A 20,371-nucleotide genomic window follows, 5' to 3' on the forward strand; every position below is an offset into this window, starting at 1 on the left:
TGGGCCACTGGGTACCTCCCAGTCACCCAGGCCGGCGTGGCTGCTCGAGATCGGCGACGCGGGCCGTGGCCCGCGTGCTACCCGCCGCCAGCTCTACCGAGAGGTTGGCCGTCCAGTGCGCCGTGAACGACTGGACCTCCTGCAGCCCTTCGAGCCGTGCGAGACGTGCCTCGAGGTCGTGGGTGTGAGTCATCGGTCCATCGTGTCTAGGGGTCCGACAGGCATACCTCGGGAACACCGGCCCGACACCCCGTCGTTGACCTGGCATGCACAAGCACTACAACGGGCTGAAGACGACGTTCCTCTTCGGCGCCATCTGGGCGATCTTCCTCGGGATGGGAGCCCTGCTCGGCGGCAACTGGATCTGGATCTTCGCCGTCTTCGGGCTGGCGACGACCGCCTACAGCTACTGGAACTCGGACAAGCTGGCGATCCGTGCCATGCGCGCCCGGCCGGTCACCCGCGAGCAGCAGCCGGCGATGTACCGCATCGTCGAGGAGCTGTCCGAGCAGGCGGGCAAGCCGATGCCGCGCCTCTACGTCAGCCCGACCGCGGCGCCCAACGCCTTCGCCACCGGCCGCAACCCGGACAACGCCGCGGTGTGCTGCACCGAGGGCATACTCCACCTGCTCGACGAGCGGGAGCTGCGCGGTGTCCTCGGTCACGAGCTGATGCACGTCTACAACCGCGACATCCTGACCAGCTCGATCGCGGCCGGCATCGCCGGCGTCATCACCTCGGTCGCCCAGATGGCGCTCTTCTTCGGCGGGAGCCGGGAGAACGGCGGCAACCCGCTGGCCATGCTCGCCATGGCGCTGCTGGCGCCGTTCGCCGCGACCGTGGTGCAGCTGGCGATCAGCAGGACGCGGGAGTACGACGCGGACGAGGACGGGGCCCAGCTCACGGGTGACCCGCTCGCGCTGGCTTCCGCGCTGCGCAAGCTGGAGGCGGGCACCGCCCGCGCCCCGCTGGCGCCCGAGCGGCAGGTGGTCAACGCCAGCCACATGATGATCGCCAACCCGTTCCGCGCCCGTGACGTCACCAAGATGTTCGCCACCCACCCGCCGATGGACCAGCGGATCTCCCGGCTGGAGCAGATGGCCCGGGGCAGCCAGCCCGGCATCGAGCGCCTCTGACCCAGCCCAACCTCGCCCAGCCGTGAGGCCGTCAGCGCTCGACGGGCTCGCCGCGCACCGCCCGCGCGGGTGGCCGTGCGCCCCGGATGCTCGCCACCATGTCCACCACCCGGCGGGTCGCGCGCACGTCGTGGGCGCGGAACACCGCCGTCCCGAGCCAGGCGGCCACGGCGGTCGCGGCGAGGGTGCCCTCCAACCGGTCGTCCGCCTCGAGGTCGAGGGTCTCGCCGACGAAGTCCTTGCGGGACAGCGCCTGCAGCACGGGGTGGCCCAGCGCCGCCACGTCGGCGGTGTGCCTCAGCGTCGTCAGCGAGTGCCGGGTCGTCTTGCCGAAGTCCAGGGTCGGGTCCACCAGCACCCGCTCGGCCGGCACACCGGCGTCCACCGCCACCTGCGCGCCCCGCGCGAGCACGGCCACGACGTCGCGGACCACGGCGAGCTCGTCGTCCCCCTCGGCGTCGGCATACCGCACCGAGACCGGGTCGGTGCGCGGCGGGAGCCCACCGGTGTGCGAGACCACGACTCCCGCCCCGATCCGCGCCGCGGTCCGCACCAGCTCGGGGTCGTGACCGGCCCAGGTGTCGTTGACCAGGTCCACGAGCCCGTCCGCCGCCCGCGCCACCTCGCTGCGCCAGGTGTCCAGCGACAGCACCAGGTCCGGGTATGCGCGGCGGGCCGCCTCCAGGAAGGGGAGGACCCGGTCGATCTCCTCGGCGGCGTCGACCGACTCACCCTCCTGGCCGGCCCGGACCCCACCCACGTCCACGATGTCGGCCCCCTCGGCCACCGCGGTCCGCAGCGTCGTCAGCGCGTCCTCGAGGGTGGCGTGCCGGTTCCCGGACCAGAAGGAGTCACGCGTGCGGTTGACGATCGCCATCACCGCGGGTCGGCCGGCGTCGAAGCGCTGGCCGCGCAGCACCAGGGCCGGGGGGTCGGGGAGCTGGAGGGGGACGACGGCGGGGGTCACGCCCGCCATCGTCCCACCTGCCGGGTCACTCCCAGGAGATCCAGTCGATCGCCTCGTCGGCCACCGCCATCACCGGATAGCTCATCCCGTCGGCGGTCGTGAGCCTCCAGGTCGGGACCTCCATGCTGCCGGCCTCGGTGTAGATGCTGGCCTGCACGAGCTTGGCACCGGTGACCTCCTTGTCCTTGAGCAGCAGCGGGAGCCTCATGCCGTCCTCGATCTCCGGGGTCGGCGGCAGGTCGGGCTCGATGAACCGCACCCCGCTGCCCGAGGTGTCCTCCTCGAGGTCCTCCGGGAGCTGGACGCCGTAGTGCATCGAGAACACGTCGTCCTGGTAGCGCTGCACGGCCTCGACCGGTGAGATCACGGGGTAGTCCCCGATCGAGACCATCTCGCCGATGCCGGCGTTGGCGTCCAGGACGACGCCGGACGGGCCGACGCGGACGAACAGGTGCAGGGGTCCGTAGGCGCCACCGGGGGGAGCTCCCTCGACGTAGACCTCCGTGGACGACGGGTCCATCTCGTCCACCCGGAAGGTGTAGCCCTCGAGGGACAGCCCGGCCCGGGTGAGGAAGTCGACGGCTGCCGTGCGGGCCTCCTCCTGCGTGGGGCGGGGGCCGGTCAGCTCGGTGCAGTCGGCCGCGGACGGCAGCGGGGTGTCGGCGCCGAACGTCTCCTGCCAGAACTCGGTGAAGAACTCCTCGTCGGCCTCGATCATGGTGAGCGTGTCGCCGCACTCGGAGGAGGAGAAGAAGTCGGAGTAGGTCAGCTGCAGCCCTCCGCCCTCGTTCGTCGCGATGATGAAGCGCCCTGTCTCCGCGTCGGCGATGCCCTCGCCCTCGGGGAGGAACTCCACGTCGTTCGGGATCGGCACGCCCTGCAGGTCCAGCGCCCCTGCCCACGCCTCCACGAAGGCTGCCGGGTCCTCGTCGCTGCGCAGCACCCGGACCTGGCCGGTGGACCGCTCGTCGGAGAGGTCGGGCCCGGGGACCAGGCGCACCGGACCGGGGTCGTAGGGCTCCGGGGCCGACTCGCTGCCCGAGCTCTCCACCGAGGCGGAGGCGCCCATCTCTGCGCTCACACCGGCCTCGACGCCGCCACCGGCCGGCGCGAGCAGCCCGCCCTGGTCCGCGACGAGGAGGGTGTCGGTCGATCGCTGGGCCCCGAGGACATACCCTCCCGCGCCGATGGCGAGCGCGGCGATGCAGGCCGCGGCCACCCAGGGTGCCCGGATCACCGGGTCGCGCAGCAGGTCGTCGACCTGTGCGGTCGAGTCGCCGCGCTGGCTCGCCGGTGCCCGGTGCGCGATGAGGGAGCGCAGCCGACCGAGGTCGGGGTGCGATCCCGTCGCCGGGTCGCTGCGCTGCAGCCGGTGCAGGGCCTCGTCGTCGTGCTGGACCATGATCGGTCTCCTTCGGGAGCGGTGGGCGTCGTGGTGGCCGGGGCGGTGCCGGGCCAGGTCAGTGGTCGTGCTCCCACGCCTCGCGCAGCCGGGCGCGGGCACGGGAGAGGGCGGCGGCCGCGCCGCCCCGGGTGAGGCCGAGCGCCTGGGCCAGGCCGTTGCCGTCCAACCCCTCCCAGGCGTGCAGCATGAGGATCGACCGGTCCCGCGTGCTGAGGCGGCTCATGGCCCGGCGCACCTCGTCGTCCGCCATGACCAGGTCGGCCGGGTCGACGCTGCGCACGTGCTGCCTCCCGTCCTCCTGGTAGTCGGAGAGGAGGGTCAGCGTGGGTCTGCGCCGATGGTTGGCCAGGACGTAGGCGGAGGTGCGGTAGAGCCACGGGAGCTCGAACCCGGCGGGGATCTTCTCCCGGCGCCGCCACGCGGTCGCGAAGACCTCGGCGGCGAGGTCCTCGACGTCGCTGGCAGGAGCGCGTCGCACGAAGTACCGGTGGACCTGCGTCGCGTGCTGGGCGAAGAAGGCGTCGAACCAGGTGGTGTCCCGGGGATCCCCCGGGCTTCCCGTGTCCGGCTCGTCACCGGCGAGGCGTAGCGGCATCGCTCCTCCTGCGGTGCATGGGCGGACCCTGCTGGCCCGTCACCTGCACTATGTCGGTCCCGACGCCCCTGTTGCACGGACGGGGCGGACAGCAGAACGGGCACCGGTCTCCCGGTGCCCGTTCTCGGTGGGTGGCAGGTGCAGGATTCGAACCTGCGTAGGCATACGCCGACGGATTTACAGTCCGCTTCCATTGGCCGCTCGGACAACCTGCCAGTGCGCGAAGCGCGGGTGACATGCTAACAGTCACACCCCCGGTGGTCCGAACCCGCGAGAGGGCCGCCACCGACCACGACACAGGAGGTATGCCCATGGCCGACTCGTCCTTCGACATCGTCAGCAAGGTCGATCACCAGGAGGTCGCGAACGCCGTCAACCAGGCCGCCAAGGAGATCGGCAACCGCTACGACTTCCGCGGCGTCGGGGCCCGGGTGGAGCTGTCCGGCGAGAGCATCTCGATGGCCGCCAACAGCGAGGAGCGCTGCAAGGCGGTGCTCGACGTGCTGCAGACCAAGCTGGTCAAGCGAGGCGTCTCCCTGAAGCACCTGGACTACACGCACGACGGTGAGCCGTATGCCTCGGGCAAGGAGTTCCGGCTCGAGGCCGCCCTCAAGAGCGGGATCTCCTCCGAGAACGCCAAGAAGATCGGCAAGATCATCCGGGACGAGGGACCGAAAGGCGTCAAGGCCCAGATCCAGGGGGACGAGCTGCGGGTGACGTCGAAGTCGCGGGACGACCTGCAGGCCGTGCAGCGGCTGCTCAAGGAGAAGGACCTCGACGTCGCGCTGCAGTTCACCAACTACCGCTGATGCCCAGCGTCCACGTCGGCACGACGATCGGGCGCGACCCGGCGGCGGTCTACGACTATGCCGCCGACCCGCAGCATCTCCCTGCCTGGGCGGCCGGTCTGGCGGAGGGCGAGGTCGTGGACGAAGGCGGTTCCGTGGTCGTGCACTCGCCCATGGGGCGGGTCCGGGTCCGCTTCGCGCCGCGCAACGGCCTCGGCGTGCTGGACCACGAGGTCACGCTGCCCTCCGGTGAGACGGTGCTGAACCCGATGCGGGTGCTGCCCCACCCCGAGGGTGCCGAGGTGGTGTTCACGGTGCGCCAGCGGGACGTCTCCGACGAGGACTTCCACCGTGACGTCGCGGCCGTGGAGGCCGACCTGGAGCGTCTGCGCGCGGTGCTGGAGGGCTGAGCGGCGACGCCGGGCGCGCCCCCGGGGGGCACCGACGACAGGTGCACAGTGCCGACCGCTGGAATTCGACCGTGCTTTTCGTCGCCATGGCGACGAAAAGCACGGTCGAATTCGGGCGAGGGTGGGGGAGGTGCCGAGAAGGAGGCCGGCGGAGGGCGACGGTGCGGTCAGCGCTCGGCGTGCCGGAGCGTGACCCAGGCGGTCAGCGCGGCCGCCGCCACGAGCACCGCACCCGCCGTGCTCGTGACCCCGACGCCCGCGTCGAAGGCGGTGCGGGCCGCCTCGAGCAGCGCCGGGTCCCCGGTCCGCTCCGCCGCGGCGACGGCGCCGCCCAGGGTCTCCCGCGCGGCCGTGGCCGAGCCCGGGTCGGTGCCGGCAGGGATGACGAGCGAGGACCGGTAGACCGCGGTGAGCAGTCCGCCCAGCACGGTGGTGCCGAGGACGGCACCGAACTCGTATGCCGTCTCGCTCACCGCGGAGGCCGCGCCGGCCTTCGCCGGAGGGACGGCGGTGAGGATCTGGTCGTTCGAGATCGTCTCGGCGGCGCCGATGCCCAGACCGAGCAGGGCGAAGGCGAGCGCGATGTGCGGGACCGTGATGGTGGCTCCGGACGCGGCGAGCAGCGCGTAGGCGGCGAACGAGAAGGACAGGCCGCCCACGACCGCGAGGGCCGGCCGCACGTGCCTCACCACCCGCACCACGAGCAGCCCGGCGGCGATCATGGCGACCACCCCGGGGACGAGCACGAGCGAGGCCTCGAGCGCGGGCATACCCTCGACCAGCTGCAGGTGCTGGGTGACGAAGAAGAGGAAGCCGGTCAGCGCGACGATGCTCAGCAGGTTGACCGCCAGGGCGCCGGAGAAGGCCGGGACCGCGAAGAGGTGGACATCCAGCATCGGGTCGACCGCCCGGCGCATGCGGCGGACGAAACCCGCACCGGCGAGCACGGCAGCCACGAGGACGGCGAGGGCGACCGCGTCCACGCCGTCCACCGCCACGTGCTTGACCGCCCAGGCGATGCCGCCCAGAGCCACCATGGACAGCGCCATGCCGACCACGTCGATTTGGCCGGGCGCCGGGTCCCGGGACTCGCGGATGAGGAACGGGCCGAGGACGAGCAGGGGCACCAGGATCGGGACGGCCACGAGGAAGACCGCGCCCCAGTGGAAGTGCGCCAGCAGGACGCCGCCCACCACCGGGCCCAGGGCCGAGCCGACGGAGAAGGCGGTGGCCCAGATCGCGATGGCGAGCCGGCGCTGGGTCCGGTCCAGGAACATCGAGCGGAGCAGCGACAGGGTGGCCGGCATGAGGGTGGCACCGAAGATCCCCAGGCCCACCCGGGCCAGGAGGAGCAGCTCGGCGGTCGGGGCGAACGCGGCCAGGGCCGAGACCCCGGCGAAACCGGTCGCGCCGACGAGCAGGATGCGGCGCCGGCCGACCCGGTCCCCGACCGTCCCCATCGTCACCAGCAGCGTCGCCAGCACCAACGGGTAGGCGTCGATCAGCCACAGCTGCTGGGCGGCGGAGGGGGAGAGAACCTGCGCGATCTGCGGCAGGGCGAAGTTGAGCACCGTGGTGTCGATCGAGATGAGGAGCACGGGCAGCATGAGCACGGCCAGGCCGGCCCAGTCACGGCGGGTGGCCCGGGGTGCCGCGTCGCGCGTCAGGAGAGGAGTGGTCGTCACCGCAGAAACTATACCGTCTGGACGGTTTAGTTTCAACCGCTAGGATGGGGCCCATGGCCAAGGGTGAACAGACGCGGTCCCGCCTGCTCGACGCCTTCGAGGACCTCGTCATCGAGCACGGGGAGCGAGCGGGGACGCTGGCCGCCACGGCCGACGAGGCGGGCGTCTCCAAGGGCGGGCTGCTCTACCACTTCGGGTCCAAGGACGCCCTCGTGCAAGGGCTGGCCGAGCGGCTCGAGGTCTTCGCGGCGGAGGAGGAGCGGCGGCTGTCTTCCCTGCCCGACGTCCTGGAGGTCTTCCTGCGCGAGTCGGTCGCGGCCAACCAACCCTTCGACCGGACCTACCTCGCGCTGCTCAAGCTCGGGCAGCTGGACGAGCACCATGCGGCACGGGAGGCACTGGCCCGGCTCGACGACCACTTCCTCGCCGCCCTGACCCAGGCGCTCGGCGACCCCGACCTGGCGCTGCTCGTGCTCCGGGTGAGCGACGGCATCTACGTGCGCACCGCGCTGGGTGGCAGCGACGCGCTGCCCGCCGACTCCGTCGACCGGCTCCTGGCCCTGCTCGCCACCCTGCCGCGCTAGCCGGGGAGCGCGCCCGTCCGACCGGTCAACGACATCTTGTCGGAAGTCCCGCGCAGGTCTACTCTGAGAAGCGCAGTGCGCCGGTGGGCGACGCACCCGGATGTGCGTGAAGGCAGGGATCACCATGCGTGCCATGATCCGTTCGATCGTCGCGATGGCCATCGTCCTCGGCGGGCTGGTCCTGGGGCCACCGGTCTCCGCCGCACCGCCACGCGTGCAGGTGAACATCGCCGGGGTGGCCGACCTCGGCTTCATGGACTTCGTGGACGTCCCCGTCAGCTACCGGTGCGACCCGGGAGTCCTCGACGCCCAGATCACCTGGACCTGGGCCCAGGGCGAGGACACCTGGACCGAGACCTTCGGCTCGCTGACCTGCGACGGGACGCTGCAGCGCACCGCCTACCCCATGTACGACCGGTCGCCCGGCTGGAGCACCGCCACCGCCACGCTGACCGGGCACCGCGCGGGCGGGACGGCGGTCGAGGTCACCAGGACCCAGCAGGTGTGGCTGCGGCCCGCGGTCAAGGTGCGTCCGATCTGGCCGGTCGTCCTCCAGGGTGACGGCAGCCTCCGGGTGACCCTCGAGCTGCGCTGCCGGACCGTGTGGGATCCCGCCAGCGTGACGGTCGACGCCAGCCAGGGCAGCACCACCTCCCAGTTCCACGTGGACTACCTCAACTCCCCGGTCGACCCCGGCTTCGTGTGCGACGGCTCCCCGCACCGTGTCCCCTTCACGGTCCCGGCGCCGGAGGTGGGTCACTTCACGTCCGGGCGGGTGGGGCTCGAGGTCGAGTTCGGTGCCGACTGGAACGAGCACGGTGGGCCCTACGACTACGCACGATGGGCCGGCGACGTGAAGGTGGTCCGGCGCTGAGCTGCCGACGCCCGTCGCCGCGGTAGCGGCGGCGCCCTGGGCATACCATCGGTGCCCATGGCCAGCACCGTGACCGACCAGAGGCTGCCCACGCGACCGGAGCGGATGGGGCGGCTGCCCTACACCCGCCAGCACACCCGGGTCCTGCTGGGCTCGGGCGCGGGGTGGGCGCTGGACGCGATGGACGTCGGCCTGATCTCGTTCGTCGGTCTGGCCATCGCCACCCAGTGGGAGCTCACGCCCACGGAGCAGTCCTGGCTGCTGTCGATCGGGTTCGTGGGCATGGCACTCGGGGCGACCTTCGGCGGGATGCTGGCCGACCGCTACGGCCGGCGCACCGTCTTCGCCCTGACCCTGCTCGTCTACGGCCTGGCGACCGGTGCCTCGGCGCTGGTCAACGGTCTGGCCGTGCTCCTCGTGCTCCGCTTCCTCGTGGGCATCGGGCTGGGTGCCGAGCTGCCCGTCGCCTCGACCCTGGTGAGCGAGCTGTCGCCCACCAGGATCCGCGGCCGCCTGGTGGTGATCCTGGAGTCCTTCTGGGCGGTGGGCTGGATCCTCGCCGCCCTCATCGGCTACTTCGTCGTGCCGACCTCGGACGCCGGCTGGCGCTGGGCCTTCGCCGTGGGGCTGATCCCGGCGGTGTATGCCGTCGTCATCCGGTGGGGGATGCCCGAGTCGCCGCTGTTCCTGGAGCGTCGCGGCCGGGAGGACGAGGCGGAGCAGGTGGTGCGGTCGTTCGAGGAGTCCGCCGGGCTGCCGCACGAGCAGAGCCGGCCGTTGCCGGCCGCCCCGGCAAAGACCCCCGGTGCGCTGTGGTCCGCGGCCTATCGCGTCCGCACCGCCGGCATCTGGCTGGTGTGGTTCTGCGTCAACTTCTCCTACTACGGCGCCTTCATCTGGCTGCCCACCCTGCTCTACGCCCAGGGCTTCGACCTGGTGCGCTCGTTCGGGTACACGCTGGTCATCACGCTCGCGCAGCTCCCGGGGTATGCCGTCGCCGCCGTGCTGGTGGAGGTCTGGGGCCGCCGGGCGACGCTGGCGACCTTCCTCCTCGGGTCCGCGGTGTCCGCCGTCTTCTTCGGGATCTCGGGGGAGGTGTGGCAGATCATCGCGGCCGGCTGCGCCATGTCGTTCTTCAACCTCGGTGCCTGGGGTGCGCTGTATGCCGTCACCCCGGAGATCTACCCCACGAGCGTGCGCGCCAGCGGAGCCGGGGCGGCGGCGGGCTTCGGGCGGATCGCCTCGATCGCGGCGCCGCTGCTGGTGCCGGCGATCCTGGCCGCCTGGGGCAACGCGGTCCTGTTCGTCATCTTCGGGGCGGCCTTCGTCGTCGGGGCGCTCGCGGCATACCTGCTGCTGCCCGAGCAGACGGGTGACGCCCTGGAGATGTCCTGACCACCCCCGTTGCATAGGTATGCTGAAGGACGCATGGCTACACAGCGTCGTGTGGTCATGTTTGGCCGACCGGGCGCACGCCACCCGACCTCCCCACCCCTAGGATGACCCGCATGACTGAGCTGTCCACGAACCAGGCCTACATCGACCTCGAGGACAAGGTCGCCGCCCACAACTACAGCCCGCTGCCGGTCGTCGTCGAGCACGCCGACGGCATCCACGTGACGGACGTCGAGGGCAACACCTACATCGACGCGCTCTCGGGCTACTCGGCCCTCAACTTCGGGCACCGTCACCCCGGGCTGGTCCAGGCGGCCAAGGACCAGCTGGACCGGTCCACGCTCACCTCGCGCGCGTTCCACAACGACCAGCTCGGGCCCTTCTGCGAGGCCCTGGCCCAGCTCGTCGGCAAGGACATGATCCTGCCGATGAACACCGGGGCCGAGGCGGTCGAGACGGCGCTGAAGATCGCCCGGAAGTGGGCATACCAGGTCAAGGGCGTGCCGGAGGGCCAGGCCGAGATCGTCGTCATGGACGGCAACTTCCACGGCCGCACGACCACGATCATCTCCTTCTCCGACGACCCCGAGGCGCACGACCACTACGGTCCCTACACGCCCGGCTTCGTCTCGGTGCCCTACGGCGACCTCGCCGCGATCGAGGCCGCGATCACCGACAGCACCGCCGCCGTGCTGGTCGAGCCGATCCAGGGCGAGCAGGGCGTGATGATCCCCAAGGAGGGGTTCCTGCCCGGTCTGCGCGAGCTGTGCACGAGCAAGAACGTGCTGATGATCGCCGACGAGATCCAGTCCGGCCTGGGTCGCACCGGCACCTCCCTCGCCTGCGAGTACGAGGGCGTCGAGGCCGACATGTACACCCTCGGCAAGGCCCTGGGGGGCGGCATCGTCCCGGTCTCCGCGGTCGCCGCGGATGCCGAGGTCATGAATGTCATCACCCCGGGCACGCACGGCTCGACCTTCGGCGGCAACCCGCTCGCCGCCGCGGTCGGCAAGGCGGTCGTGGACATGCTCGCGACCGGCGAGCACCAGGCGCACGCCAAGGAGCTGGAGACCGTCTTCGCCGACGAGCTCGGCCGGCTGGTCGGCAGCGGCGCGGAGGCGGTCCGGGTGCGCGGCCTGTGGGCCGGCATCGACATCGACCCGAGCCTGATGACCGGCAAGGAGGCGTGCAAGGCGCTGGCGAAGAAGGGTGTGCTGGCCAAGGACACGCACGGCTCCACCATCCGGCTGGCCCCGCCGCTCACGATCACCGAGGACGAGCTGCGGCAGGTGACCGACGCGCTCGCCGCGGTGCTGGCCGAGGCACGCGGCTGAGCGCGACCCTCCTGGGGGCCGGTGCGGGCGCCGTCGCGCTGCTCGGACTGGTCCTCCCCGGCCTGCTTCTCACGTATGCCGGGCACCGGCTCCGGCGCGGACGTCGCGACGCGGACACGCGGGGCGCGGCGGTGGGTGGCCTGGTGACGCTGGCCGTGCCGGTCGTCGGGCTGGCCCTGCTCAGCTCCGGCACCGGCCCGGTGCCCCGAGCCGTCGCGGTGGGCCTGCTGCTGCTGGCGGCGTGGCCGGGTCTGGTCATGCTGGGACTGCTGGTGCTCCGCCGCTGGCTGACCCGCGGCCGGGCCGCGGCGGGATCGGGCGCCGTCATCGTGCTGGGCACCCCGGTGCCCGACGGCGAGGTGGGGGAGGAGCTCGCCGCACGGCTGCGCGGCGGGCTCGCGGCGCTCGCCGCTCTTCCGGTGCCGACCGCCGCGGCCGCCGCGCTCGTGCTCACCGGCGGCCGGGGTGGCAAGGGGCGACCCGCGGAGGCGGTCGCGATGGAGTCCTGGGTCCGGAGGGAGGACCCGACCGCGCCGGTGGTGCTCGAGGACCGCGCGACCACGACCGAGGAGAACCTGCTGCTCTCGACCGCGCTGCTCGAGCAGCGCGGGGCGGCCCCGCCCTACGCGGTGGTGACCAGCGCCTACCACGCCGCGCGGACCCGCCTGCTCGTCGCCCGCCACCGGTTGCCGTTGCGCGTCGTGGGCGTGGTGGTGCCGATGGAGTTCGCGCCCGGCGCCTACCTGCGCGAGCTGCTCATCGTGCTCAAGCAGTGGCGCCGGCCGCACGCCGCCGCTGCCCTGGTGATCCTCCTGAGCGCGGTGCTCGCCGGGCTCGCCGTCCGCTGAGCGGGCGCGCACCTCCTGGTGCGGAACGGTGTGTCACATCCGTCGCCAGGGCGACCGATGTGACACACCGTTCCTGCACATCCGACCTCCCGCTTCGGCCCCGTTGTGCTGTGCTGCTGCCATGGACGCGTTGACGACGGCTCTGACGGATCAGCTGGACCGGCACTGGCGTGGGCAGGCCCGACCTCGCCTCGAGGGGCTCACCGACGAGGAGTACCTCTGGGAGCCGGTGGCCGGCGCATGGAGCGTGCGGCCGCGGGAGTCGGTCTCCCCTCCCACGGCGGACGCCCGGGTCGGAGGAGGCGTGTGGTTGCTGGACGACTACGACCCTGCGCACGCCGAGCCGGACCCGGCGCCGGTGACCACGATCGCGTGGCGGTTGGCTCATCTGACCGTGCAGGTCCTGGGCTCGCGCGCCGCAGCCCTGTTCGACGGCCCCGCCTGCTCGGAGGAGACGTGGAGGTATGCCGGGAGCGCCGCGGAGGCGCTGGACCAGCTGGACACCGCGTATGCCGCTTGGACCGACGGCGTGCGGGGTCTGGACGAGCCGGCCCTCCGCCGACCGACCGGCTCGCCCGACGGGCCGTGGGCGGAGCGGTCGATGCTGACCCTGGTGCTGCACGTCAACCGCGAGGTCATCCATCACCTGTCCGAGGTGGCGCTGCTCCGCGACCTGCGGGTGGACCGGGCGCACTGAGACGCGCTCCCTTGCCATGTGCCTTAGTTGTGTGGTTCACTACTTGAGTAACTAACCAACGAGGAGGTGCGAGCGTGATCGAGGACGGGCGGCCGATCTTCGTGCAGATCGCGGAGGGCATCGAGGCCTCGATCATCGACGGGAGCCTGTCCGAGGAGGAGCGCGCTCCGTCGACCAACGAGCTCGCGGCCTTCCACCGGATCAACCCGGCCACGGCGGCCAAGGGCATCAACGCGCTGGTCGACGACGGGGTGCTCTACAAGCGTCGCGGCGTCGGGATGTTCGTCGCCGACGGAGCCCGCGCCGCACTGCTGGCCCGGCGACGCCAGGCCTTCGCCGCCGCCTACGTCGATCCGCTCCTCGCCGAGGCGCGACGTCTGGGGCTCGGTCCCGACGACGTGGCCGGCCTCATCTCCGAGCGCACCGCAGGGACCACACGGAAGGAGCCGAGCTGATGAGTTCGGTCATCGAGGTGCAGAACCTCACCAAGAGATACCGGGAGACGACCGCGCTGGACGACGTGTCCTTCACGATCGAGAAGGACACGATCTACGGCCTGCTCGGGCGCAACGGCGCGGGCAAGACCACGGCGATGTCCATCCTGACCGCCCAGAACTTCGCCACCTCCGGCCAGGTCCGGGTCTTCGGCGCGACGCCCTTCGAGAACCCGTCCGTCCTCTCCCGGATGTGCTTCGTCAGGGAGAGCCAGAAGTACCCGGACGACGCCACCGGGCGGCACGCCCTCCGGATGGCCAGACTCTTCTTCCCCCGCTGGGACGACGACTTCGCGACCCAGCTCATCGAGGAGTTCGCGCTGCCGGTGGACCGCCGGATCAAGAAGCTCTCCCGCGGCCAGCTCTCGGCCGTCGGCGTCATCATCGGGCTGGCGTCCCGGGCCGAGATCACCTTCTTCGACGAGCCCTACCTCGGCCTGGACGCGGTGGCGCGGCAGCTGTTCTACGACCGGCTGCTGCAGGACTACGCCGACCACCCCCGGACCGTCGTGCTCTCCAGCCACCTCATCGACGAGGTCGCGCCGCTGCTGGAGCGGGTCCTGGTCATCGAGCAAGGGCAGATCCTGCTCGACGAGGACACCGACGCGCTGCGCGGCCGGGCCGCCGCCGTCGTCGGTGACTCGGCAGCGGTGGAGGGCTTCGTCGCCGGGCGTGAGGTGATTTACACCGAGAGCCTGGGGCGGGTGACCTCGGCCACCGTCCTGGGCGGGCTCTCCGAGCAGGACCGGCAGCGGCTCGTCGCGGCCGACCTCGACGTCGCCCCCGTGTCCCTGCAGCAGCTGGTCGTCCGCCTCACCCGACGGGCCGCCGAGTCCGCCCCGAAGCACAAGGAGCTCGTGCCATGAACCGCACCCTGTCCGTCGTCCGCCTGCAGCTGGTCAACAAGCAGACCTACCTCTGGGTGCCGCTGCTTGTGCTGGGCGGCGCCCTCCTCATCACCATGGTGATCTTCGCCCTCCTCCCCGTCGAGGGGATCGTGGGCGGAGGGGCGCAGGCCCCGATGTGGTACTTCCTCGTCGTGGGCGTGCAGTCGCTCACGCTGACCTTCCCCTTCTCCCAGGCGCTGAGCGTGACCCGTCGCGAGTTCTACCTCGGCACCATGCTCACCGCGCTGCTCGCCTCCACCGCGTTGGCCGTGATCTACGTCCTGGGCGGGCTTTTGGAGGGCGCCACCGGCGGCTTCGGCACCGGCAGCATCTTCTTCCAGGTGCCGGGCGTCTGGGACGAGGGCTGGGCCGGAGCGGGCCTGGTCTACCTCGTGCTGTCCTTCGCCTTCTTCCAGGTGGGCTTCTTCTGCGCCACGATCTACAAGCGCTTCGGCGCGATGGTCCTGACCACCGGGCTGATCCTGCTCGCCCTGCTCCTCCTCGCCGGGGTCTGGCTGGTCACCCGGCTCGAGGCCTGGGGCCGGTTCTGGGGCTGGGTCGCGGAGACCGGCGTGCTCGGTCTGACGCTGTGGAGCCTGCCCCTGCTGGCCGTCCTCGCGCTGGTGTCCTACGCCTCGCTGCGCCTCGCGCTGCCGTAGCCGTAGCCGTCGGCCAGTGCGACTCCGTGCCGGTCAGCCCGCCTCGAGCCGTCGCCGCACCTCCTCCAGGTGCGCGATGAGCTCGGGCGGGTCCAGCACCCGCACCGGGCACCCGAGCAGCACCAGCTCGGCCGCGAGGTAGTCCAGCGACTCGCCGCCGGTGACCAGCTCGCACCACCCGTCCTCGAGCTCGGTGACCTCCCCGGCCAGCGGGGAGACCCGGTCGGCGAGGTCGCGCACCGGCATCTGCACGTGGGCGGTCGCGACCCAGCGATAGGGCGAGCGGGTCACCGACCGGGTGATGTATGCCGCAGGGTCCGGGACCTCCCGGGGCGCGCTGCGCAGGGTGCCGACGGTGAGGCCCTGCACCCGGTCCAGCCGGAAGCTGCGCCAGTCGTCGCGGTCCAGGTCGAAGGCGAGGAGGTACCACCGGTGGCTCACCGCCACCAGGGCCGCCGGCTCGACGCGTCGGGTCGACTCCTCACCCCCGCGGGCGACGTAGCGCAGCGTCGTCCGCAGCCGGTCCCGGCAGGCGCGGGACGCGGCCATGAGGACCTCCGGGTCGACCACCGCGGCGGCGGTCCCGACGGTGACGGTCGTGTCGTGGATCGCCCTTACCTGCTCACGTGCCCGGCTGGGCAGCACCTGGTCGAGCTTGGCCAGCGTGCGCACGGCCGCCTCGCTCACGCCGGCGACCGTGCCCCCTGCGGCCAGCCGCAGGCATACCGCCACCGCGACCGCCTCGTCCTCGTCCAGCAGCAGCGGAGGCAGCGACCCGCCGGAGCCGAGCTGGTAGCCCCCACCCACCCCGCTGCTGGCCCGCACCGGGTAGCCGAGCTCACGCAGCCGCTCGATGTCCCGCCGGATGCTGCGGGTGGTCACCCCGAGCCGGTCCGCCAGCTCCTGCGAGCTCCACAGGGCGCGCGTCTGGAAGAGGCCGAGCAGGCGCAGCACCCGGGTCGTGGGATCGGTCATGCGCTCACTCTGGCACGGGTCGAGGACATGAGGAGTACCTCTGGGAGCCGGTGCCCGGCACCTGGAACGCGCGGCGACGTGGGGACACGCCGCCGCCGTCGGTGACGGCGCGCGCCGGCGGTGGGGAGTGGCAGCTGGACTGGGCCCACCCCGAGCCCGAGCCCGCACCGGTGACCTCGATCGCCTGGCGGCTCGGGCACGTCATCGTCGGGGTCCTCGGTGCCAGGGCGCACAGCCACTTCGGCGGACCCGAGGCGGACATCCTCCAGTGGGACTACGCCGGGACCGCCCAGCAGGCGCTGGACCAGCTCGACGCGGCGTATGCCGCCTGGTCGGACGGGGTGCGCGCGCTCGACGACGAGGGGCTGCGCCGGGCGGTGGGGCCGGCGGAGGGCCCGTGGGCGGAGTCCCCGATGCTCACCCTGGTCCTGCACATCAACCGGGAGGCCATCCACCACCTGGCCGAGGTCGCCCTGCTGCGGGACCTGTGGGCCAACGGTCTGCGGTGACGGCACGCCGGGACCGGCACGCTGCCGTCGCCGCACGCCCCGCGTGAGGCTCAGCCGTCGACGCCCGGGGTCCAGGTCGCGGCGGTCTCCTCGAGCAGCATCTGCGAGTTCAGCCACGCCTCGGGTATGCCCATGCCCTCCACCAGCTCCAGCGCGTGCGGCGCCAGCTCGGTGCAGAGGTTGTTGATCTGGGTCACCACGGCCTTCGCGCGCCCGGCGGACATGCGGTTGTGCGCCTGGAACCAGCCGGAGTCCGCGTCGATCGAGGTCAGCGCATGCAGCGTGCACAGCTGCTCCAGCAGGCCCCGCACCTCCTCGTCCTCGCACGCCTCGATGCCGGCCACGAAGGCCTCCAGCACGATGCGGTCCATGTGCGTGCGGGCGGCCAGCAGCACGTGGTCCTGGGCCGAGTTGAAGGCCTCGAAGGAGTCCTGGTCGTCGGCCCGGCGGCGCAGGCGGGTGGCCAGCGTCTCCAGCACGTGCCGCTCCCGGTCGGCGAACATCGCGAGGTGCCAGCCGCGGTCCAGCAGCGTCTCGTCCTCGCCCTTGCGGGCGGCGGCGGAGCGCAACCGCTCGACGAGCGGGCGGGCCGCCGTGGCCTCGACGAACTGCCCGCCGAAGGCCCGCGCGGCGAACTGCACCATGCCGCGCATGTCCAGGTCGCCCCACATCTCCTTGTAGCCGCTCAGCAGGCCCTTGGCGACCAGTTGCAGCAGCACCGTGTTGTCACCCTCGAAGGTGGCGAAGACGTCCGCGTCGCCCCGCAGCACGGTGAGGCCGTTCTCGGCCATGTAGCCCGCGCCGCCGCACGCCTCGCGGCACATTTGGACGGTGTCGTTGCCGAACCTGGTCATCACCGCCTTCAGCCCGGCGGCCCGGGTCTCCAGCTCGCGCTGCGCCTCCTGGTCCTTGGTCGGCATCTCGTGCAGCTCCTGCAGCCGCTCGACCAGCTCGTTGACGGCGAACCGGTGCGCGTAGGCGGTGGCGATGGCCGGGATCAGCTTGCGCTGGTGCGCGAGGTAGTCGAGCAGCACCACGTCCCCGTCGTGCCCCGGGGCGCTGAACTGCCGCCGGCGCAGGGCATACCGGGTCGCGATCGAGAGCGCTTTCCGCGAGGCGGTCGCGGCACCCGCGGCCACGCAGATCCGACCCCGCACCAGCGTCCCCAGCATGGTGAAGAAGCGCTTGTTGTCGCTGTCGATGTCGGAGACGTAGCGACCCTCGTCGTCGATGCCGCCGTAGCGGTCGAGCAGGTGGCTGCGCGGGACCCGCACCTGGTCGAAGGTGATGGTGCCGTTGTCGACGCCGGCCAGGCCACCCTTGGCGCCGTTGTCACCCAGCGTCACACCCGGCAGCGGTGTCCCGTCCGCGTCCCGGAGGGGCACGAGCACGACGTGCACGCCGTGCGACTCGTCGCCGACGACCAGCTGGCCGTAGACCGCGGCGACGTGCGCGTCCTGCGCCGCAGCGCCGATGTAGGTCTTGGTGGCGGACGGGGTGGGGGAGTGCACGACGATCTCGTCGGTCTCCGCGTCATAGGTATGCGTGGTCTCCAGCGACGCCACGTCCGACCCGTGACCGAACTCGGTCATGGCGTAGCAGCCGACCTGCTCCAGCGCGAGGTTCGGGGTGAGGAAGGTCTCGTGGTGCCACGCGTTGCCGAGGGCGGTCACGGCACCGCCGTAGAGCCCGAAGTGGACCCCGGACTTCACCGTGAGCGACAGGTCGCCGTGGGCCGTCATCTCGAAGTCGACGCAGGACCGGCCCACGTCGTCCAGGCCGCCGACGGTCTTCGGGAAGCCGCTGCCGGCCATGCCGTACCGCACCAGGCTGCGCATGGCCTCGTTGGTCCACTCGCGGGCCTGCGCCATGGTGAGCGAGGCGTCGCGGACCATCACCTCCGTGGGGACGGTGGCGCGGGCGAGATCGCGCACCGGGCCGTAGCTGCCGCCCGTGGCGTCCCGCAGCCGGTCGCCGAGATCGCTGAGCTGCTCGGTCGAGTGCGGCGCGCTGGCCTCCTGCGCGGCCGCCGCCGGCATGGTCACGTCGGTCGACGGCTCGGGCACGTGGGTCTGCTGGGTGGACGTCGTCATGAGGGGCTCTCTCCTGCGAGTGCGGGTCGGATCAGCTCGATCACGGCGTGCGTGGCGTCGTCGACGCTGACGCTCGTCGGGCTGGTGAGGAAGTGGTCGGCGGTGGCCCGGACCAGGCCGACGATGCCGTGTCCCCAGGCCGGGGCCAGCAGGGCCGCCTCGTCGGACCGGCCGGTCTCGGTGAGGTGGTCGTGGATCGCGCCGGTGAGCTGCTCGCTGACGCGGTCGGTGATCCGGTGCACCGGGTCGTCGGGGTCGCCCTCCGTCGTCTCCAACGGCCGGGTCATCACGAAGCGGTAGATCTCGGGGTCGCGCTCCACGAGCGAGAGGTAGGAGTGCACCATCGCGCCGATCCTGGTGAGGACGTCCGGGCCGTGCTGCGAGGCGGCGCCGAGGTCTCCCAGCACCGTCTCGTCGACGGCCTCGACCACCGCGCCGTAGAGGCCGGCCTTGTCGCCCAGGTGGCGGTAGAGCACCGTCTTGCTGGTGCCGGCCTGCGCGGCGATCTCGTCCATCCCGACGCCGGCACCGTGCCGGCGGATCGCCTTGAGGGCGGCCTCCACCAGCTGCCGACGACGCTTGGTCCGGTGCGCCTCCCAGCGGGCGTCGCGCCCGTCCCGGAGGCCGGCGCGAGGACCCCGACGAGGCTCGGTCTTGATCGTCATGCCCTCCACAGTACCGCGTACGTCGTGTATCGGCTACAGTCGGTATCGGATAGTTCGCGATCGCGCTCACAGGAGACCTCCCGATGCCAGACCAGCTCACCGATGCCGTCATCCTCGGCGGCAACCGCATCCCGTTCGGCAAGGCCGGTGGTGCCTATGCCCATGCCTCCAACCAGGCGATGCTCACCGCGACCCTGGACGGGCTCGTGGCCAGGTTCGGCCTGGCCGGTGAGCGCGTGGGGGAGGTCGCCGCCGGCGCGGTGCTCAAGCACGCCCGGGACTTCAACCTGACGAGGGAGGCCGTGCTCGGGTCGGCCCTGTCGGCCAGCACCCCGGCCTACGACCTGCAGCAGGCCTGCGGGACCGGCCTGGAGACCGTGATCCAGGTCGCCAACAAGATCCGGCTCGGCCAGATCGACTCGGGCGTCGCCGGCGGGGTGGACTCCGCGAGCGACGCGCCGATCGCGGTCGGTGAGGGCCTGCGCAAGGCGCTGCTCGGCGCGAGCCGCGCCCGCACCCCGATGGCCCGCGCCAAGGCGTTGGCGGCCATCCGGCCCGGTGACCTCGCGCCCGAGACGCCGCGCAACGCCGAGCCGCGCACCGGCCTGTCCATGGGGGAGCACCAGGCCGTGACCGCGCGGGAGTGGGGCATCAGCCGCGAGGCCCAGGACGAGCTCGCCGCCGCCAGCCACCACAACCTGGCCCGGGCGTGGGACGAGGGCTTCTTCGACGACCTGGCCACCGGCTTCCTGCGGTTGTCGCGCGACGAGGGCCTGCGCCCCGACACCTCGGTCGAGAAGCTGGCCTCGCTGTCGCCCGTCTTCGGCAAGGGCGAGGGGGCGACCATGACCGCCGGCAACTCCACTCCGCTGTCCGACGGGGCGGCCCTGGTCCTGCTCGGCACCCCCGAGTGGGCGGCGGAGCACCGGCTCCCCGCCCTGGCGCGCATCGTGGACGCCGAGGTCGCCGCCGTCGACTACGTCTCCGGAGGGGAGGGCCTGCTCATGGCGCCGGCATATGCCGTGCCCCGGCTGCTCGCCCGTCAGGGGCTCACCCTGGCGGACTTCGACCGCTTCGAGATCCACGAGGCGTTCGCCTCGACGGTGCTGGCCACGATGGCTGCCTGGGAGTCGGAGGAGTTCTGTCGCGACCGGCTGGGCCTGGACGCGCCGCTCGGGTCGGTCGACCGGAGCAAGCTGAACGTCAACGGCTCCTCGCTGGCGGCCGGTCACCCGTTCGCCGCCACCGGTGGGCGCATCGTCGCCTCGCTGGCCAAGATGCTGCACGAGATCGGCCCGGGCTCACGCGGTCTGGTCTCGATCTGCGCAGCCGGTGGTCAGGGCGTGGTGGCGGTCGTGGAAGGGTGCTGAC

General features: G+C 72.2%; 22 protein-coding genes and 1 tRNA gene. 14 read left to right on the plus strand and 9 right to left on the minus strand.

Annotated features, from left to right (window positions below; all coding sequences use genetic code 11):
• Positions 1-22: 22 nt before the first annotated feature.
• Positions 23-193, minus strand: coding sequence for a hypothetical protein (locus FXF60_RS16550; protein ID WP_192796700.1), 171 nt, complete (start codon positions 191-193; stop codon positions 23-25).
• Between the two features lie 73 nt (positions 194-266).
• Between FXF60_RS16550 and htpX the strand changes: the two genes are divergently transcribed.
• On the plus strand, positions 267-1,136 hold the full coding sequence (gene htpX, locus FXF60_RS10665; protein WP_151525958.1) for a zinc metalloprotease HtpX: 870 nt from the start codon (positions 267-269) through the stop codon (positions 1,134-1,136).
• A gap of 31 nt (positions 1,137-1,167) precedes the next feature.
• Here the strand turns inward: htpX and folP are convergent, their stop codons facing one another.
• From folP to FXF60_RS10685, 4 genes are all read right to left on the minus strand, one after another.
• Positions 1,168-2,112, minus strand: coding sequence for a dihydropteroate synthase (folP, locus tag FXF60_RS10670; RefSeq protein WP_151525959.1), 945 nt, complete (start codon positions 2,110-2,112; stop codon positions 1,168-1,170).
• Positions 2,113-2,128: 16 nt separating this feature from the next.
• Positions 2,129-3,505, minus strand: coding sequence for a hypothetical protein (locus FXF60_RS10675; RefSeq protein ID WP_151525960.1), 1,377 nt, complete (start codon positions 3,503-3,505; stop codon positions 2,129-2,131).
• A gap of 58 nt (positions 3,506-3,563) precedes the next feature.
• Positions 3,564-4,103: an RNA polymerase sigma factor gene (locus tag FXF60_RS10680; protein WP_151525961.1), complete on the minus strand. Its 540-nt coding sequence runs from the start codon at positions 4,101-4,103 to the stop codon at positions 3,564-3,566.
• A gap of 132 nt (positions 4,104-4,235) precedes the next feature.
• A tRNA-Tyr gene (locus tag FXF60_RS10685) sits at positions 4,236-4,318 on the minus strand.
• A 96-nt stretch (positions 4,319-4,414) separates the two neighbouring features.
• Here FXF60_RS10685 and FXF60_RS10690 point away from each other — a divergent pair.
• Positions 4,415-4,912: a YajQ family cyclic di-GMP-binding protein gene (locus FXF60_RS10690; protein ID WP_151525962.1), complete on the plus strand. Its 498-nt coding sequence runs from the start codon at positions 4,415-4,417 to the stop codon at positions 4,910-4,912.
• Positions 4,912-5,301: an SRPBCC family protein gene (locus FXF60_RS10695; protein ID WP_151525963.1), complete on the plus strand. Its 390-nt coding sequence runs from the start codon at positions 4,912-4,914 to the stop codon at positions 5,299-5,301. The genes FXF60_RS10690 and FXF60_RS10695 overlap by 1 nt, the downstream gene beginning before the upstream one ends.
• 167 nt (positions 5,302-5,468) lie before the next feature.
• Here FXF60_RS10695 and FXF60_RS10700 read toward each other — a convergent pair whose 3' ends face one another.
• The gene (locus FXF60_RS10700) at positions 5,469-6,986 is read right to left on the minus strand and encodes an MFS transporter (protein ID WP_238335812.1); all 1,518 of its coding nucleotides are present in this window, start codon (positions 6,984-6,986) and stop codon (positions 5,469-5,471) included.
• Between the two features lie 53 nt (positions 6,987-7,039).
• Here FXF60_RS10700 and FXF60_RS10705 point away from each other — a divergent pair, with 53 nt between their 5' ends.
• The 9 genes from FXF60_RS10705 to FXF60_RS10745 all read left to right on the plus strand — a co-directional run bounded on the left by FXF60_RS10705 (position 7,040) and on the right by FXF60_RS10745 (position 14,758).
• Positions 7,040-7,570 carry a TetR/AcrR family transcriptional regulator gene (locus FXF60_RS10705; protein ID WP_192796701.1) on the plus strand — a complete coding sequence of 177 codons (531 nt, stop codon included), beginning with the start codon at positions 7,040-7,042 and terminating at the stop codon, positions 7,568-7,570.
• 133 nt (positions 7,571-7,703) lie between these two features.
• Positions 7,704-8,444, plus strand: a complete 741-nt coding sequence (locus tag FXF60_RS10710; protein ID WP_151525965.1) for a hypothetical protein — start codon at positions 7,704-7,706, stop codon at positions 8,442-8,444.
• Between the two features lie 57 nt (positions 8,445-8,501).
• Entirely contained in the window at positions 8,502-9,839 is a 1,338-nt protein-coding gene (locus tag FXF60_RS10715; RefSeq protein WP_192796702.1) for an MFS transporter, read from the plus strand.
• 113 nt (positions 9,840-9,952) lie between these two features.
• Positions 9,953-11,173: an ornithine--oxo-acid transaminase gene (gene rocD, locus FXF60_RS10720; protein ID WP_151525966.1), complete on the plus strand. Its 1,221-nt coding sequence runs from the start codon at positions 9,953-9,955 to the stop codon at positions 11,171-11,173.
• A 143-nt stretch (positions 11,174-11,316) separates the two neighbouring features.
• Positions 11,317-12,021 carry a YdcF family protein gene (locus FXF60_RS10725; protein ID WP_151525967.1) on the plus strand — a complete coding sequence of 235 codons (705 nt, stop codon included), beginning with the start codon at positions 11,317-11,319 and terminating at the stop codon, positions 12,019-12,021.
• A gap of 121 nt (positions 12,022-12,142) precedes the next feature.
• Positions 12,143-12,718, plus strand: a complete 576-nt coding sequence (locus FXF60_RS10730) for a DinB family protein (RefSeq protein WP_151525968.1) — start codon at positions 12,143-12,145, stop codon at positions 12,716-12,718.
• A gap of 74 nt (positions 12,719-12,792) precedes the next feature.
• Positions 12,793-13,173: a GntR family transcriptional regulator gene (locus FXF60_RS10735; protein ID WP_151525969.1), complete on the plus strand. Its 381-nt coding sequence runs from the start codon at positions 12,793-12,795 to the stop codon at positions 13,171-13,173.
• The gene (locus FXF60_RS10740) at positions 13,173-14,078 is read left to right on the plus strand and encodes an ABC transporter ATP-binding protein (protein WP_151525970.1); all 906 of its coding nucleotides are present in this window, start codon (positions 13,173-13,175) and stop codon (positions 14,076-14,078) included. The genes FXF60_RS10735 and FXF60_RS10740 overlap by 1 nt, the downstream gene beginning before the upstream one ends.
• Complete coding sequence (locus FXF60_RS10745; RefSeq protein WP_151525971.1) at positions 14,075-14,758, plus strand: hypothetical protein; 684 nt, start codon at positions 14,075-14,077, stop codon at positions 14,756-14,758. The genes FXF60_RS10740 and FXF60_RS10745 overlap by 4 nt, the downstream gene beginning before the upstream one ends.
• A 33-nt stretch (positions 14,759-14,791) precedes the next feature.
• On the opposite strand, the gene FXF60_RS10750 is transcribed toward FXF60_RS10745, so the two are convergent.
• A complete protein-coding gene (locus FXF60_RS10750) occupies positions 14,792-15,733 on the minus strand; it encodes a helix-turn-helix transcriptional regulator (protein WP_151525972.1) in 942 nt (313 codons plus the stop codon).
• 50 nt (positions 15,734-15,783) lie between these two features.
• Here FXF60_RS10750 and FXF60_RS10755 point away from each other — a divergent pair, with 50 nt between their 5' ends.
• Positions 15,784-16,242, plus strand: a complete 459-nt coding sequence (locus FXF60_RS10755; RefSeq protein ID WP_151525973.1) for a DinB family protein — start codon at positions 15,784-15,786, stop codon at positions 16,240-16,242.
• A 50-nt stretch (positions 16,243-16,292) separates the two neighbouring features.
• Here FXF60_RS10755 and FXF60_RS10760 read toward each other — a convergent pair whose 3' ends face one another.
• Entirely contained in the window at positions 16,293-18,335 is a 2,043-nt protein-coding gene (locus FXF60_RS10760; RefSeq protein ID WP_151525974.1) for an acyl-CoA dehydrogenase family protein, read from the minus strand.
• Complete coding sequence (locus FXF60_RS10765; protein ID WP_151525975.1) at positions 18,332-19,000, minus strand: TetR/AcrR family transcriptional regulator; 669 nt, start codon at positions 18,998-19,000, stop codon at positions 18,332-18,334. The genes FXF60_RS10760 and FXF60_RS10765 overlap by 4 nt, the downstream gene beginning before the upstream one ends.
• Positions 19,001-19,083: 83 nt before the next feature.
• Between FXF60_RS10765 and FXF60_RS10770 the strand changes: the two genes are divergently transcribed.
• Positions 19,084-20,370: an acetyl-CoA C-acetyltransferase gene (locus FXF60_RS10770; RefSeq protein WP_151525976.1), complete on the plus strand. Its 1,287-nt coding sequence runs from the start codon at positions 19,084-19,086 to the stop codon at positions 20,368-20,370.
• The last annotated feature ends 1 nt before the right edge of the window (position 20,371 follow it).

This window comes from Serinicoccus kebangsaanensis (genome assembly GCF_008919445.1).
Classification (GTDB): domain Bacteria; phylum Actinomycetota; class Actinomycetes; order Actinomycetales; family Dermatophilaceae; genus Ornithinicoccus; species Ornithinicoccus kebangsaanensis.

Bases quoted from the DNA above. Each gene is read 5' to 3' on its own strand.
- FXF60_RS10770 (WP_151525976.1), top strand. From the start codon at position 19,084: ATGCCAGACCAGCTCACCGATGCCGTCATCCTCGGCGGCAACCGCATC.
- FXF60_RS10745 (WP_151525971.1), top strand. From the start codon at position 14,075: ATGAACCGCACCCTGTCCGTCGTCCGCCTGCAGCTGGTCAACAAGCAG.
- FXF60_RS10765 (WP_151525975.1), bottom strand. From the start codon at position 19,000: ATGACGATCAAGACCGAGCCTCGTCGGGGTCCTCGCGCCGGCCTCCGG.
- rocD (WP_151525966.1), top strand. From the start codon at position 9,953: ATGACTGAGCTGTCCACGAACCAGGCCTACATCGACCTCGAGGACAAG.
- FXF60_RS10675 (WP_151525960.1), bottom strand. From the start codon at position 3,505: ATGGTCCAGCACGACGACGAGGCCCTGCACCGGCTGCAGCGCAGCGAC.
- folP (WP_151525959.1), bottom strand. From the start codon at position 2,112: ATGGCGGGCGTGACCCCCGCCGTCGTCCCCCTCCAGCTCCCCGACCCC.
- FXF60_RS10695 (WP_151525963.1), top strand. From the start codon at position 4,912: ATGCCCAGCGTCCACGTCGGCACGACGATCGGGCGCGACCCGGCGGCG.
- FXF60_RS16550 (WP_192796700.1), bottom strand. From the start codon at position 193: ATGACTCACACCCACGACCTCGAGGCACGTCTCGCACGGCTCGAAGGG.
- FXF60_RS10680 (WP_151525961.1), bottom strand. From the start codon at position 4,103: ATGCCGCTACGCCTCGCCGGTGACGAGCCGGACACGGGAAGCCCGGGG.
- FXF60_RS10730 (WP_151525968.1), top strand. From the start codon at position 12,143: ATGGACGCGTTGACGACGGCTCTGACGGATCAGCTGGACCGGCACTGG.
- FXF60_RS10715 (WP_192796702.1), top strand. From the start codon at position 8,502: ATGGCCAGCACCGTGACCGACCAGAGGCTGCCCACGCGACCGGAGCGG.
- FXF60_RS10690 (WP_151525962.1), top strand. From the start codon at position 4,415: ATGGCCGACTCGTCCTTCGACATCGTCAGCAAGGTCGATCACCAGGAG.
- FXF60_RS10705 (WP_192796701.1), top strand. From the start codon at position 7,040: ATGGCCAAGGGTGAACAGACGCGGTCCCGCCTGCTCGACGCCTTCGAG.
- FXF60_RS10760 (WP_151525974.1), bottom strand. From the start codon at position 18,335: ATGACGACGTCCACCCAGCAGACCCACGTGCCCGAGCCGTCGACCGAC.
- htpX (WP_151525958.1), top strand. From the start codon at position 267: ATGCACAAGCACTACAACGGGCTGAAGACGACGTTCCTCTTCGGCGCC.
- FXF60_RS10750 (WP_151525972.1), bottom strand. From the start codon at position 15,733: ATGACCGATCCCACGACCCGGGTGCTGCGCCTGCTCGGCCTCTTCCAG.
- FXF60_RS10740 (WP_151525970.1), top strand. From the start codon at position 13,173: ATGAGTTCGGTCATCGAGGTGCAGAACCTCACCAAGAGATACCGGGAG.
- FXF60_RS10710 (WP_151525965.1), top strand. From the start codon at position 7,704: ATGATCCGTTCGATCGTCGCGATGGCCATCGTCCTCGGCGGGCTGGTC.